The organism is Pseudomonas sp. AL 58, from assembly GCF_036348395.1.
Classification (GTDB): Bacteria; Pseudomonadota; Gammaproteobacteria; order Pseudomonadales; family Pseudomonadaceae; genus Aquipseudomonas; species Aquipseudomonas defluvii.
Window position 1 is genome coordinate 461,124 of sequence record NZ_JAZBQR010000003.1, and the last position, 14,666, is coordinate 475,789.

A 14,666-nucleotide genomic window follows, 5' to 3' on the forward strand; every position below is an offset into this window, starting at 1 on the left:
GGTGATCTTTTGAACGAGCTACAGCCGTCCCCTGCGTTACGCCCCTCGGCCTGTCCGGGGTTGTGGCGCATCGTCCAGGCGCTGGATGGCGGTATTTCCCGGATCAAGCTCAATGGCGGCGAAATCAGTGCCGGCCAGGCTGATGCGGTGGCCGAGGCGGCCGAGCGTTTTGCCATCGGAGTGATCGAGCTGACCAACCGCAGCAACCTGCAGATTCGCGGCATCGGCACCGAGCGCGACGCGTTGATTGCCTGTTTGCTCGCGGCGGGCCTGGGGCCGACCCAGATGGCCGGTGATGATGTGCGCAACCTGATGCTCAGCCCAACGGCGGGCCTGGACCGCGCCATGCTGTTCGATACCCGGCCATTGGCCCGGCAGATTCTCGATTCGTTGCAAAGCAGCCCACGTTTTCAGCAACTGTCACCCAAGTTCGCCGTGCAGCTGGATGGCGGTGAAGCGATGGCCATGCTCCGTCACCCTCATGACCTGTGGCTATCGGCACTGAGCCTGGAAGGTCAGCCCTGGCTGGCATTCGGGCTGGCAGGGTGCCCGAGTGAGGACGCCGCATTGGGCGCGGTGCCGTTGGCACAAGGGCATGCGCTGGTGCTGGCGGTACTGAACACCTTTCTTGATCTGGCCTCGCCCGAGCAGGCGCGTATGCGCCAGTTGTTGGCGACAATGGACGTGGAGGCGTTCGTTGCCCGTTTGCCCCTGACGCTACGGCGCGATGTTGCCGTTCGCCAATGGCGCAGGGGCGTGGGTGACCTTGCCCAGCCGCTGGGAGTCTACCCACAGCTTCAGCCTGATCATGCGGCCGTCTGTGCAGTGGCCCCATTGGGACGCTTGAGTGCCGAGCAATTGCGTGGTGTTGCGCGGCTTGCGCGCGAGTGGGGTGACGGTAGCCTGCGCATGACGCCGTGGCAGGGTGTGCTGTTGCCGAACGTCGCCGTGGAGCAGGCCTCGGCGGCCTTGGCCGGTTTGAGCGCACTGGGGTTGCTGTGTGACGTGCGTGAACCCATGGCCCGACTAGTCGCGTGCACCGGTTCGACGGGCTGTGCCAAGGCGCTGTCCGACACCAAGGGCGATGCCCAGCGGCTGGCCCCGCTGCTATCCCGATCGGGCCCGCTTGGTGCTGTTCACCTCAGCGGCTGCCAGCGCTCCTGTGCCATGGCCCATGCCGCGCCAGCCACGCTGCTGGCCGTGGGCCCCGGTCATTACGACCTGTATTTTCACGACCCGGCGCAGCCGGGCCTGGGCGTCCTCAGCGGGCGCAATCTGACAATAGAAGAAGCGGGCGTTTATCTGGACACCCGCTTATGGAGCAACATCGATGATTGATTACATCCGCGACGGCCAGGAGATTTATCGCAACTCCTTCGCCATCATTCGCCAGGAAGCCCGTCTTGAGCGGATTCCGGCTGACCTGGAAAAGCTCGCGGTGCGGGTGATTCACGCGTGCGGCATGGTCGAGGTGGTTGATGCCCTGCGTTTCTCCCCGGGCGCGGGCAAGGCCGGGCGCGATGCGCTGGCGGCGGGTGCGCCGATTCTCTGTGATGCGCGGATGGTTGCCGAAGGCATTACCCGTGCGCGCCTGCCGGCTAACAACGAGGTGATCTGCACCCTCAAGGACGACAGCGTGCCGGACCTGGCCCGCGAGCTGGGCAACACCCGCTCGGCGGTGGCGCTGGAGCTGTGGCGCCCTTACCTGGAAGGCAGTGTGGTGGTGATTGGCAATGCCCCCACCGCCTTGTTCTACCTGTTGGAAATGATTGATGCCGGGGCGCCCAAGCCCGCGCTGATCCTGGGGTTCCCGGTGGGCTTTGTCGGTGCTGCCGAGTCCAAGGCCATGCTCGCCGCCGATAGCCGTGGCGTGCCGTTTGTGATCGTCGAAGGCCGCCGTGGCGGCAGCGCCATGGCCGCAGCGGCGGTCAACGCCCTGGCCACGGAGGTGGAGTGATGCAGGCTCGTGGACGTTTGCTTGGCCTGGGCGTCGGCCCGGGTGATCCGGAGCTGATCACCGTCAAGGCTTTGCGCCTGCTGCGCGAGGCGCCGGTGGTGGCGTACTTTGTTGCCAAGGGTAAGCGTGGCAACGCATTCGGCATTATCGAAGCGCATTTGCAGGATGCCCAGACCCTGTTGCCACTGGTCTATCCGGTGACCACCGAAGCACTGCCAGCGCCATTGTCCTATGAGCAGGTCATCAGCGATTTCTACGATCAGGCCAGCCTTGACGTGGCGGCGCACCTGGATGCCGGTCGCGATGTGGCGGTGATCTGCGAAGGCGATCCGTTCTTCTACGGCTCATACATGTACCTGCACGACCGCCTTGCCGAGCGTTACGACGCGCAGGTGGTGCCGGGTGTCTGCTCGATGCTGGGCGGTGCTTCTGTGTTGGGCGCGCCGCTGGTGTATCGCAACCAGAGCCTGTCGGTTCTCTCGGGCGTGTTGCCACACGAAGAACTCAAGCGCCGCTTGGCCGATGCCGATGCGGCAGTGATCATGAAGCTGGGGCGCAACTTCCCCAAGGTCCGTCAGGTGCTGAGCGAACTGGGGCTGGCCGAGCGTGCGTTGTATGTCGAGCGGGCGACCATGGCCAATCAGAAGATCGTCGCGTTGGATGAGGTCGACCCGCAATCGTCACCTTATTTCTCGCTGATTATTGTGCCGGGTGAGAGGTGGCAAGGGTGATGGCGCGCAAGGCTCCGGCCATCGTGATTCTCGGCAAGGGCAGCCTGGCCACTGCCCGGAAAATCCAGCAGGTGTATCCCGACGCCCTTATCCATGGCCTCGCGGGCCGGGTCGAGGGTGCCGACCTGAGTTATCAGGCGTTCGGCCAGACCCTGCGCCAGCTGTATCAGCAGGACACGCCGATTATCGCCCTGTGCGCCGCTGGTATTGTCATCCGTACCTTGGCCGACCTGTTGCTGGAGAAGGGCGCTGAGCCTCCGGTGCTGGCCGTGGCCGAAGATGGCAGCGCCGTGGTGCCGTTGCTGGGGGGGCTGGGTGGCGTCAACGTAATGGCCCGTGAAATTGCCGCCGGCCTGGGCGTCGCGGCGGCGATCACTACCAGCGGAGAATTGCGCTTTGGCACCTGTCTGCTCAACCCGCCCAGTGGTTATGCCTTGGCTGATCTTGAGCTGGGTAAGCGCTTTGTCTCCGACCTGCTGGCTGGTGAACCGGTGCGTATTGAAGGGGCGGCGCCTTGGTTGGCTCAAGCCCAACTGCCGCACGATGAACAGGCGCAGCGTTCGATCCATGTCGGCTGTGAAGCCCGTGAGCCTTCGCCCCATGAGCTGTTGATCCATCCGCGCTGCGTATTGGTGGCAATCAGCGCAACACTGCCTGAACCGGCTCAGGCCGTGCGCGCTGCCCTGCAGGCGGCGAAGATTGCCGAGCCCGCGCTGGCCTGCCTGTTGGCGGCAGACAGCGAGATGAGCAGCCCGGCGCTGCGTGATGCCGCAGCTGAGTTGGGCGTTGCCTTGCGTTTCGCCCCGGCGGCTGACAGTGTCGTGGCACTGGCGGCACAGGCCCTGCCTCAACTGCTGCTGCCTCAGGCGATGGGTGACGGCATTGCGATTGCCGTGGCCAGTCAGCCTATCGACGTTCAGTCGATCGGCCGTGCCCGTGGTCGACTGGCGGTGATTGGCCTGGGGCCAGGTGCTGCGCAGTTCATGGTGCCGGCGGTCAAGGCCGAGTTGGCCCGTGCCAACGATGTGCTGGGTTACGAGACCTACGTGCGTATGGCCGGCCCGTTCCGCGACGATCAGGTGCTGCATTGCACCGATAACCGCGAAGAGATGCAGCGCGCGCGTCACGCGTTCGAGTTGGCGGTCCAGGGCCGTTCGGTGGTGGTGGTATCGTCGGGTGACCCCGGCGTGTTCGCCATGGCCTCAGCGGTACTGGAAGCCCTTCATGAGTCAGACGACCCGGCCTGGCATGCGGTTGACTTGGAGATCCTGCCGGGGGTTTCAGCCTCGCTGGCCACCGCCGCTCAAGCGGGTGCGCCATTGGGCCATGACTTCTGTGTGCTGTCGCTGTCGGACAACCTCAAGCCGTGGTCGATTATCGAGAAGCGCCTCGACCTCGCGGCTCAGGCAGACCTGGCGCTGGCTTTCTATAACCCGATTTCGCGTTCGCGGCCTTGGCAACTGGGGCGTGCCCTGGAAATCGTACGTCAGCACCGTACGGCGCAGACGCCTGTAGTCCTTGGCCGTGATATCGGTAGGCCGGGGCAAACATTGCGCGTCATCACCCTGGGGGAGCTGACCCCTGAGCAGGTGGACATGCGCACCATGGTGTTGGTCGGCTCGTCCACCACCTGCGTGTTCCCTCGTCCTGAGGGCGGCCAATGGGTGTACACGCCACGCTGGTATGGCGACAAGCCAGCTAGCTGAGCGGGATCACCCGGGAAGTGTTTCTGTCCTGAATGACCTGGATCGTTGTCTTAGTGTGGGCGCAGAGTCATCACTGGCTCTGTTACCACTAACGATCAAGGACGAATCAATCATGAACAACCCAATCTTGGACACCTCCAGCGATGTTGCAGAAGTAGCAAGTGGAGAAGTACTTTCGTTTGTCAAAGGCATGTCGCTGAGCAACCGCGAAGCAGCCAAGTACTGCCATCTGTTTGCAAGCCAGGCAGCCACCGCCGCTCATCACCCGAATGAGGAAGGGCAGAAGTGGTTTGAGGTTTACATTCAAACCATGCAGGCCTGCGGCTGGGTTTCGATCAAGTACACCTACAGCAAGGAGAAGTCCAGCAACCGCGAGTTCACCATGGATGGTCTTATGGTTCACGCTCTGGCGGGTGCTGTGAGCCTTCTGGGCTCCGGCGGTACCAGTGCTTCTGTTTTGCCGGTTGTTGCAGGCAATGCCCTGAAGGCACTGGACAAGGCTGACGAGGCTATCAGTGTGATTTCCCGTAATGCGGTGAGCAAGCAAGGTACCAGCCTGAGTGTGGCGTCTTGCATGGAGCAGCCTAACGGTGAGGTGATCATGACCGTTGGTGCCGTGCAGGTAAACCAAACGCCAGACAAGAAAACCGGCTTGCTGTTTTTCAGCTGGAGCGGCAGCAATGCCGAGACGTATACCGGTTCTGCTGCTTTCACTTTCCACCGCTCGCTGTATGAGCGTAACAAAGACGTGGTCGAGGGTGAGGTAGCCGACAACGCCCGGAAAACCCTGTTGAGCCTCAAGCTCAAGCGTTGATATCCGCCAAAGGAGGGGGGACGTATTGCCCCTCTCCTTGTTAGCAGGGAGCGCTGACATGCAAATAGAGTACGAAGAGTTTCTCTGTGGTAGTACGTTGTTGCTGCTGTCCCGCGCGTTGTCGAAGCAAGAACGCAGTGATGTGCTGGATACGCAGCTTTTTGCCCGGTTAAAGGCCGACAGCGAGTGCTCGATGTTTCTCGACTATGAAGGCTGGCTAGCGGTACATCGAGAGGCGCAATCAGCGTTAGGCTGGCTTGTATCAGCGCAGCGCTATCGCATCGAGAGGGATGTCTACTGCGGTGTATCCAAGCCTGTCGAGGACTTTACGGAGGCGCTGGTAGCGCTCGTTTCGACCTTATCAAGGTGCCGCGTCAGGGACGTGCTACAGCGCTTTATCGAGTTACCGACTCAACACCACGTCAAGCAGTCGCTAATCCGTTCAGGCAGTCAATCAACGAAGGGTTGCAGCCAGTTGGCGCTGGGCATTGTGGTTGTCGAACCTGGGCCTGTTCTGCTTGGAGGCAACTTGCTCCTGGAGAGTTCTCAAACCTTTCAAGACCTGTGTTTGGGGCTCTTGAAGGGCAGCATCCACACGTCGCTTTACACGGCTGAGCTTCACGAGAGCACCTTTGCAACGATCCGGGAAGACTTGGCCATGATGATGCGTTCGGAACGCGATAGCTCAATGACGTCGATAGACGTCTAACGGTACTTCACAAGGATGGGAGTATGAACATGCTGGATAAGCGAGAGGATAGCGCCGTCGTGGTGGACGGAAGCGTAGCAACGTTTCTGCCAGGCGTTATGGGCGATGATCGGGAGGACGTCCTGCTGGCTAACTTGTATGCGCAGCGGGTGACTCGGGATCTTTTCAACAAAGGTCAGATCGAGGACTGGTTTGCCTATTACAAGAACACGCTCAAGTACCTCGGGTGGGACGCTACGCCCCCTGCAGATGCCCCGCTGCCTGGCCCGGACCGTGAGCGAGTGGTGGACGCGGCGCTGGCCATGATCGGTCAGGATGGGCGCGAGCACTATGCACAGGCTTGCGATCTTGCAGTGAAGCGGCTTGCCAATGATGACAAGGCGCTTACCTTGTTCGAAAGCAGTGCCCGTTCCCGTGATGAGGTGCGCTTTCAACTGCTGCCCTGTATGCAGAGCAAAGCTGGGCAGGTCGACTTGGTGCTCTTTCATCAGGAAATCCGGGTGCCGCAAAAGCAGCAGGGGTTTATCTTTCTGCAGCGTTCCAGCTTGGTCGAGGTTTTTCAACCGCGTGTCGAGTTGGTGCGGTTCAATACCCGCTTGTTCCGGCAGGAGCGACGCGCTGTTGTCGCTCGCAAAATGGCGGAAGCATCTCGGCAGTACATCATGCTTGTGCGCGGTCAGTCTCAGCCGGGTAACAGGTAGCCCTTTATCCCGGTAAAGATGATTTGCGCCGCCAGGGCGCAGACGAACAGCCCCATCAACCGGCTGACGATCTGCAGGCCCTGGTCGCCGAGCAGGCGTTCGATGCGGTTGGACAGGTAGAGCACCAGGCCGACCGTGAGGCTGGCTGCAGCGATACTGATGATGGCCAGCAGTTTGTCGTCCCAGTGCGGTTGACCAACCCCCATCACCAGCAGCGCACCGATGGTACCTGGGCCGACCGTCAGCGGTATGGTCAGTGGCACGATGGTGACGTCCTGCTGCACGCTGTCGGTCTGCACCGCAGACTTGCCCTGTGCCATGCCCAGTGCGGAAATGAACAGCACGCTGCCCGCACCAATGCGAAAGGCATCGGCGGTGATACCGAAGATGCCGAAGATTACCCGTCCGAACAGGTACAGCAGAACGCTGGAGACGAGCACGCCAATGGCGACTTTCCAGGCCAGGTGCTTGCGCTCCTTGCTGGAGTAGCCACGGGTCAGGCTAATGAAACAGGACAGAACAAAGAACGGGCTGTAGAGCACGAGCATTTTCAGGTAAACGCTGAACAACTCATGAAGCATGGCGTGGGCTCGCGGCTGATGGACTCAACGAAGTGTATCAGTGCCTGTCGCCTGGCTGGCCTCTTGTTCTCGGCGGGCCACCCATTGTTCGATCAGTTCACGCAGTTGTGACAGCTCAACGGGCTTGGCCATATGCCCGTCCATGCCCGACAGGCGTGCACGTTCCTTGTGTTCGGCAAGGATATGCGCGGTCAGGGCGACCACTGGCGTGCGTTTGCGTTGGGTGTTGGCTTCCCAGGCGCGTAACTGCTGGGTGGCGGAAAAACCGTCCAGCACGGGCATTTCGCAATCCATCAGGACCAGGTCATAGCGCTGCGCTTTCATTGCCGCCAAAGCCTCTTCACCATTGCTGGCCGTATCGGGCTCCAGGTTGAGCTTGCCCAGCATGCCCCGAATGACCTTGGTCGAAATGCTGTTGTCTTCGGCAACCAGAATGCGAAAGTCGCTGGGCATCTGGAGTGGCTGATGGCTGAACGATGCGGCGTGCGGCAGGTGTGGCCCTTTGGCCCGCTGGCTGAGTTCCTCGGCCAGGGTCGTCTTGAGGGTATAGCCGGCCACAGGCTTGGCCAGGATCCGCTTGACCCCGGCGTTGCGCGCGATGATCTTGCTTGGCGCATTGCTGATGCCGGTGAGCATGATCAACAGGATGTCGTGGTTCAGGCTCGGGTCTTCCTTGATTTTGGCGGCAAGTTGCATCCCGGTCATGCCTGGCATGTTCTGGTCGAGCAGTACTGCATCGAAGTAGTCCCGCAGGTGGGCCTTGGTGCGCAGCAGGGCCAGTGCTTCCTTGCCTGATGGCACGGCACTGACGTTCATGCCCCAGGCACTGCACTGCTGTACCAGTACTTTTCGGCAAGTGTCGTTGTCATCCACCACCAGCACGCGGGCGTCACGCAACGGGCCGTCCAGGTCGGCGGCGGGTTGTTCCAGGCGCTGCGGATCCAGCGGCAGGGTTATCCAGAGGGTGTTGCCCTGATTGGGGCTGGTCTTGATGCCGAACTCGCCGTGCATCAAGGTGACCAACTGCTTGGCGATGACCAGGCCCAGATGCCCGCCCAGCTTGCTTTCGGAGAGGTAGTGCCGGCTGTTCAGCTCGGCTTGCAGCAAGGCATCGCGATCACTGTCGGCCATCGGTTGGCCGCTGTCCTGTACGGCAATGCGCAAGCGAGGAGTGTCAGTACGTTGGTCCAGGGCGATCACCAGTAGAATTTCGCCCTGATCGACCGTCTTCAGCGCATTCTCCAACAGGCCCAGCAGGGCCTGGCGCAGGCGTGTCGGATCGCCACTGATAACCCGGGGAACTTGCGGCTGGGTGAAGCTGATCAACTCCACATTCTGCTGTTCGGCCTTGGCCCTGAAGATACCCAGGCAATCTTCGATCAGGGCATTGAGGTCGAACTGCACGTCGTCGAGTTCGATCTGCCCGGACTCCAACTTGGAGATGTCGAGGATTTCGTTGATCAGGGTAAGCAGTTCGTTGCCGGCGCTATGAATGGTTTGTACGTAGTCACGCTGCTTGACCGACAGCGGAGTGCCCAGCAGCAGTTCAGTCATGCCCAGCACACCGTTCATGGGCGTGCGGATTTCATGGCTGATCCTGGCGAGAAACTCGGCCTTGGCGTTGACCTCTGCATTGCTCGCGGCCAATGCGCGGCTGGCACTGAAGCGCGCTTCTCTGATGGTACGCAAGCGCTCACTGACGGCCATGTTCAGCAGCAAGCCACTGAGCGCGGTCAGCCCGAGCAGGATGAACAGTAACCATTGGGTCGGCGTACGTGTGAGCACCAGCAGGGCCGGGAGCACGACCAGGCAGCCGATGTTGAACACCAGCATGGCCAGGGTGAGCAGCCTGGCTGGCGCATACCCCTTGTAGCATTGATAGCTGGCCACCAACAGCATGCTCAGGCTGCCTAACGCCATCAGGGCGTAGGTCATCAGGTTCAGCGGCAGGGTATCGACAAACAGCAGCACCAGGCCGCAGAGGCTGATCAGGAGCAGGTCTGCCTGCAGCAGGCGAGTCAGGCGAGGCTGATCGAAGCCATTGAAAAAACGAGCGGTAAAGACCAGGCCGCACAGCGTTGCCAACAGCGCTGTCAGGTACGCCGCAGGGGTTTGGGCAGAATGCCAGAGGTTGATCCAGGGGCTGCCGAGGTTCAGCAGAATCAGTGCGCTGAACAGCATCAGGCCCTGATACGCGGCCAGTGCCAGGCTGGTGGTTGAGCGTGAATAGGCGAAACGGGCGAGGTTGTGCAGTATCAGCATGCCAATGCAGCCGAACAGCAGGCCGAACATTACGGCTTCACGCTGGTCGGCGGCGGCTTCGGCAGCAGGTTGCAGGGTTATGTCGGGGCGCAACTGGTGTTCGGAAACCAGCCGTAGATAGACATCCAGTGGCTTTGCACTGTTGGGCAGTCGTAACAAGTGGTCACTGCTACGCAGCACGGGTTCGCTGGTGTCACCGACGCGGCCGTTGAGAGACTGCTTTAGCAGCACGTTGCCATCCAGCACATACAGATCAAGGCTGGACAAGTCCGGAGCGAAGACACGCAACAGTTGTTCGTTCTCGCCCGGGGGTAGGCGATAGTGCAACCACAGTGCGTGATTGGGGGCGGCAGCGTTGAGTCGGCTGATCTGGATAGGGCTGAACTGGTTTCGGTAGCGTTCGGAGCGTACATCGCTCAGTTGCAGGTTGGCTTGCTCGTCAAGCAAAACGGCCCAGCCACCGCTATGTTCGGCAGACGCCGGAAACAGGCAGAACAGGGTCAGCAGGCTGACGGTGAGGCCAATGGCAATCCTGAGCCAACGCACGACGAAATCCCTTCCTTAGCTGAATGCCGGGGTACCACTATGCGCGGCGGGCCGAGACGAAGGCAAGGCCCGCGCGGGGCCTTGTCGTCTGGTCGGGTACGCCAGGCGTACCCGTGGTCTCGTTTTACTGCTGATGTTCACCGCGCTCACGGGCAATGGCACGGTAGCCAATGTCGTTGCGGTAGAAGCTGCCTTCCCAGCTGATTTCACGGGCCAGGCGGTACGCTTGCTGCTGTGCGGCTTCAACGGTTTCGCCCAGCGCTGTGGCACAGAGTACACGACCGCCGGTGGCGACGATTGCGCCATCCTTGAGTGCGGTACCCGCGTGGAACACCTTGCCGGTCAGTTGGGCAGCAGCGTCCAGGCCGTGGATCGGTGCACCTTTGGTGTAGTCGCCCGGGTAGCCGCCAGCTGCCAGGACCACGCCCAGGCTTGGCTGCGGGTTCCACTGTGCTTCGACCTTGTCCAGCGCCTTGGCGAATGCGGCTTCGATCAGCAGCACCAGGCTCGACTCCAGGCGCAGCATGACGGGCTGGGTCTCCGGGTCGCCGAAACGGCAGTTGAACTCGATGACCTTCGGGTTGCCCGCTTTGTCGATCATCAAACCGGCATAGAGGAAGCCCGTGTAGACATTGCCTTCCTCGGCCATGCCGCGAACGGTCGGCCAGATCACCTGGTCCATAACCCGCTGATGCACCTCGGCAGTGACGACCGGTGCTGGCGAGTAGGCACCCATGCCGCCGGTGTTCGGGCCGGTATCGCCGTCGCCGACGCGCTTGTGGTCCTGGCTGGTGGCCATCGGCAGCACATTCTTGCCGTCGACCATGACGATGAAGCTGGCTTCTTCGCCATCGAGGAATTCCTCGATCACTACGCGCGAACCGGCTTCACCGAAGGCGTTGCCGGCGAGCATGTCGCGTACGGCGTCTTCGGCTTCTGCCAGGCTCATGGCAACGATCACGCCTTTGCCCGCGGCCAGGCCGTCGGCCTTGATCACGATTGGTGCGCCTTTTTCGCGCAGGTAGGCCAGTGCCGGTTCGATTTCAGTGAAGTTCTGGTAATCGGCGGTCGGAATCTTGTGGCGTGCCAGGAAGTCCTTGGTGAACGCCTTGGAGCCTTCCAGTTGGGCGGCACCCTTGGTTGGGCCGAAGCAGTCCAGACCACGGCTGCGGAACAGGTCGACGACGCCAGCGACCAGCGGGCCTTCCGGGCCGACGATGGTCAGGGTGACGTTTTTCTCGGCGAAGTCAGCCAACTGCTCCAGCGCGGTGACGTCGATGGCGACGTTCTCGCACTTGGCTTCGGTAGCGGTACCGGCGTTGCCTGGGGCGACGAAGACTTTCTCGACGCGTGGGTCCTGGGCAACTTTCCAGGCCAGGGCGTGTTCACGACCGCCGCTGCCAATAATCAAAACCTTCATGTCAAAACCTCGATGACGCTAATTCTGGAAACTGCGGGAGCCAGCGTTGTGGCGATGGGCGCGTTGCAGTCCTGGGGACTGCACGCGGCCTGTATCGCTGACAACGCCGGCGCCTGAGCGCTTAGTGGCGGAAGTGGCGCATGCCGGTGAAGACCATTGCAATGCCGGCTTCGTCAGCGGCAGCAATGACTTCTGCATCGCGCATCGAGCCGCCTGGCTGGATCACGGCAGTGATACCCACTTTAGCTGCATTATCGATGCCGTCACGGAACGGGAAGAACGCGTCCGAGGCCATGACCGCGCCCTGCACCTGCAGGCCGGCGTGCTCAGCTTTGATCGCAGCAATGCGCGCGGAGTTGACGCGGCTCATCTGGCCTGCGCCAACACCGATGGTCTGACGGTTCTTGGCGTAGACGATCGCGTTGGATTTGACGAACTTGGCGACTTTCCAGGCGAAGATCAGGTCGTTGATTTCCTGTTCGGTCGGCGCGCGCTTGGTCACGACTTTCAGGTCGTTGGCCGAGATCATGCCATTGTCGCGGCTCTGCACCAGCAGGCCGCCGTTGACGCGCTTGTAGTCCCAGGCGGCAGCGCGCTCGGCAGGCCATTCGCCGCAGGTCAGCAGGCGCACGTTGGCTTTGGCTGCAACCACGGCGCGGGCTTCGTCGCTGACGCTTGGGGCGATGATCACTTCGACGAACTGACGCTCGACGATGGCTTTGGCGGTTTCGCCGTCCAGTTCGCGGTTGAAGGCGATGATGCCGCCGAAGGCCGACTCGGTGTCGGTGGCGTAGGCCAGTTCGTAGGCCTGGCGAATACCGCCCTCAGGGCTGACAGCCACGCCGCACGGGTTGGCGTGCTTGACGATGACGCAGGCCGGCTTGACGAAGCTCTTCACGCACTCCAGCGCGGCGTCGGTGTCGGCCACGTTGTTGTACGACAGCTCTTTGCCTTGCAGCTGTACGGCCGTCGAGATGCTGGCTTCGGCTGGCTTGGCTTCAACGTAGAACGCCGCGCTCTGGTGCGGGTTCTCGCCGTAGCGCATTTCCTGGGCTTTGACGAACTGGCTGTTGAAGGTGCGCGGGAATTCGCTGCGGCCTTCGGTGGTCAGGGTTTGCGCCGACTGGTTGATGGTGCCCATGTAGTTGGCAATCATGCCGTCGTAGGCTGCGGTGTGCTCGAAGGCCTTGAGCATCAGGTCGAAACGCTGAGCGTAGGTCAGGCCGCCGGCCTTGAGGTTTTCCAGGACGCTGGCGTAATCGCTGGCGTTAACCACGATGGCGACGTCTTTGTGGTTCTTGGCCGCCGAACGCACCATGGTCGGGCCGCCGATGTCGATGTTCTCGATAGCGGTCGGCAGGTCGCAACCTGGCTTGGTGATGGTGGCTTCGAAGGGGTAGAGGTTGACCGCGACCAGATCGATCGGTTTGATCCCGTGCTGTTCCATGATCGCATCGTCGGTACCGCGACGACCGAGGATACCGCCGTGGATTTTCGGGTGCAGGGTCTTGACCCGGCCGTCCATCATTTCAGCGAAGCCGGTGTAGTCGGCGACTTCGACTGCAGCAACGCCGTTGTCCCGGAGCAGCTTGAAGGTGCCGCCGGTGGACAGGATCTCGACACCGAGTTGTTCCAGTTCGCGGGCGAATTCAAGGATCCCGGTCTTGTCGGAAACGCTGATCAAGGCGCGGCGGATCGGCAGGCGGGTGGTCTGGTCGGTCATTTCAGATTCCATAACGCGGTGGTTTCAGCAAAAAAGGCGACCTCATCGAATGGGAGCCGCCTTTTCTGGTTTGGATTCATGCTTAGAGCAGGTCGTACTGCTTGAGTTTCTTGCGCAGCGTGCCACGGTTGAGCCCGAGCAGTTCACTGGCTTTGGTCTGGTTGCCCTTGACGTAGTTCATCACGCTTTCGAGCAACGGCGCTTCGACTTCCGAGAGCACCAGGTTGTACACGTCCGTGACGGCAGCACCCTCGAGGTGCGCGAAATAGTTGTGCAGCGCCTTCTCCACGCTCCCGCGAAGGGTCTGGCCCTCTTCGCTCGGGGTGTTGAGGTGCTGTTTCAGGTTGACGTTGTCGCTCACGGGCGTTGTTCCACTCACTAAAGTCTCGGTCATCATCGTCATGCGGCCACCCCTTGTCCGTCCTCTGTCTCAAGGCTTTGTTCACGTTCACGGAAAAAGGCGTGAACGTGGGCGCACTGCGCTTGCGTATCGTCCAAACGATTGAACTGGGCGCGAAACTCCTTGGCGCCCGGCAGCGTTGCCAGATACCAGCCGACATGCTTGCGGGCAATGCGTACGCCCATCACATCGCCATAGAAGGCGTGCAGCGCGGCCAGGTGCTCCAGCAGAATTCGTTCCACTTCATCCAACTGCGGTGCCGGCAAGGTTTCACCGGTGCGCAGGTAATGCTCGATCTCGCGAAAGATCCATGGCCGCCCTTGGGCAGCCCGGCCGATCAACAGGCCGTCGGCTCCAGTGGCGTTCAACACCACACGGGCCTTCTCTGGCGAGGTGATATCGCCGTTGGCAAAAACCGGTATCGACACCGCCTGCTTGATCGCCGCGATGGTGTCGTATTCGGCTTCGCCGGTATACAGATCGGCGCGGGTGCGTCCATGGACCGCCAGCGCCTGGATGCCGGCCTGCTCGGCGATTTTCGCCACGGTCAGGCCGTTCTTGTTTGCACGGTCCCAGCCCGTGCGGATCTTCAGGGTGACAGGTACGTCCACCGCGGCAACCACCGCATGGAGGATTTCACTGACCAAGGCTTCATCTTTCAATAAAGCAGAGCCTGCGGCTTTGTTGCAGACTTTTTTTGCCGGGCAACCCATATTGATATCAATGATCTGGGCGCCAAACTCGACGTTGGCCCGGGCCGCCGCCGCCAGCATCTGCGCGTCACCACCGGCGATCTGTACCGAGCGTGGCTCGGGATCACCTTCGTGGATCATGCGCAGACGCGACTTGCGGCTGTTCCACAGGCTCATGTCGCTGCTGACCATTTCCGAGACAACAAGCCCCGCGCCCATGCGTCGGCAAAGCTGACGAAAAGGCTGGTCCGTCACCCCGGCCATCGGCGCGAGGATCAAGGCATTCTGCAGTGTGTAGGGGCCGATGCGTACCGCCGACATAGGAGTTCCCTGTTGTGGGGCCGGATCATTGGAGTTCGAAAAAGGGATCGCATGATACCCGCTCTCGATGACTGGATAAAGGTCGATTTGGATAAAATCTGAA

General features: G+C 61.3%; 13 protein-coding genes. 7 read left to right on the plus strand and 6 right to left on the minus strand.

Annotated features, from left to right (window positions below):
* Positions 1-9: 9 nt before the first annotated feature.
* The 7 genes from cobG (at position 10) to UIA24_RS05110 (ending at position 6,618) form a co-directional block, all read left to right on the plus strand.
* On the plus strand, positions 10-1,338 hold the full coding sequence (gene cobG / locus UIA24_RS05080; RefSeq protein ID WP_330522327.1) for a precorrin-3B synthase: 1,329 nt from the start codon (positions 10-12) through the stop codon (positions 1,336-1,338).
* Positions 1,331-1,957, plus strand: a complete 627-nt coding sequence (locus UIA24_RS05085; RefSeq protein WP_163934925.1) for a precorrin-8X methylmutase — start codon at positions 1,331-1,333, stop codon at positions 1,955-1,957. The genes cobG and UIA24_RS05085 overlap by 8 nt, the downstream gene beginning before the upstream one ends.
* Positions 1,957-2,688, plus strand: a complete 732-nt coding sequence (locus UIA24_RS05090; RefSeq protein WP_065757934.1) for a precorrin-2 C(20)-methyltransferase — start codon at positions 1,957-1,959, stop codon at positions 2,686-2,688. The genes UIA24_RS05085 and UIA24_RS05090 overlap by 1 nt, the downstream gene beginning before the upstream one ends.
* On the plus strand, positions 2,688-4,394 hold the full coding sequence (gene cobJ / locus UIA24_RS05095) for a precorrin-3B C(17)-methyltransferase (protein ID WP_330522328.1): 1,707 nt from the start codon (positions 2,688-2,690) through the stop codon (positions 4,392-4,394). Before UIA24_RS05090 ends, cobJ begins: the two co-directional genes overlap by 1 nt.
* A 112-nt stretch (positions 4,395-4,506) precedes the next feature.
* Positions 4,507-5,208, plus strand: coding sequence for a hypothetical protein (locus UIA24_RS05100; protein ID WP_099773430.1), 702 nt, complete (start codon positions 4,507-4,509; stop codon positions 5,206-5,208).
* Positions 5,209-5,266: 58 nt separating this feature from the next.
* Positions 5,267-5,917, plus strand: a complete 651-nt coding sequence (locus UIA24_RS05105) for a hypothetical protein (protein WP_099773431.1) — start codon at positions 5,267-5,269, stop codon at positions 5,915-5,917.
* 23 nt (positions 5,918-5,940) lie between these two features.
* Complete coding sequence (locus UIA24_RS05110; RefSeq protein ID WP_330522329.1) at positions 5,941-6,618, plus strand: hypothetical protein; 678 nt, start codon at positions 5,941-5,943, stop codon at positions 6,616-6,618.
* Here the strand turns inward: UIA24_RS05110 and UIA24_RS05115 are convergent.
* The 6 genes from UIA24_RS05115 to dusB all read right to left on the minus strand — a co-directional run bounded on the left by UIA24_RS05115 (position 6,600) and on the right by dusB (position 14,563).
* Positions 6,600-7,199 (minus strand): MarC family protein, encoded by a 600-nt coding sequence (locus UIA24_RS05115; RefSeq protein WP_330522330.1) that lies wholly within the window; start codon positions 7,197-7,199, stop codon positions 6,600-6,602. The two genes, UIA24_RS05110 and UIA24_RS05115, sit on opposite strands and share 19 nt — an antisense overlap.
* Before the next feature lie 24 nt (positions 7,200-7,223).
* Complete coding sequence (locus tag UIA24_RS05120; RefSeq protein WP_330522331.1) at positions 7,224-10,007, minus strand: hybrid sensor histidine kinase/response regulator; 2,784 nt, start codon at positions 10,005-10,007, stop codon at positions 7,224-7,226.
* A 124-nt stretch (positions 10,008-10,131) separates the two neighbouring features.
* Complete coding sequence (purD, locus tag UIA24_RS05125) at positions 10,132-11,427, minus strand: phosphoribosylamine--glycine ligase (protein WP_330522332.1); 1,296 nt, start codon at positions 11,425-11,427, stop codon at positions 10,132-10,134.
* Positions 11,428-11,548: 121 nt separating this feature from the next.
* Positions 11,549-13,150 carry a bifunctional phosphoribosylaminoimidazolecarboxamide formyltransferase/IMP cyclohydrolase gene (gene purH / locus UIA24_RS05130; protein ID WP_065757941.1) on the minus strand — a complete coding sequence of 534 codons (1,602 nt, stop codon included), beginning with the start codon at positions 13,148-13,150 and terminating at the stop codon, positions 11,549-11,551.
* Positions 13,151-13,232: 82 nt separating this feature from the next.
* Positions 13,233-13,553, minus strand: a complete 321-nt coding sequence (fis, locus tag UIA24_RS05135; protein WP_003186237.1) for a DNA-binding transcriptional regulator Fis — start codon at positions 13,551-13,553, stop codon at positions 13,233-13,235.
* A complete protein-coding gene (gene dusB / locus UIA24_RS05140; RefSeq protein WP_065757942.1) occupies positions 13,550-14,563 on the minus strand; it encodes a tRNA dihydrouridine synthase DusB in 1,014 nt (337 codons plus the stop codon). Before dusB ends, fis begins: the two co-directional genes overlap by 4 nt.
* Positions 14,564-14,666: the final 103 nt, after the last annotated feature.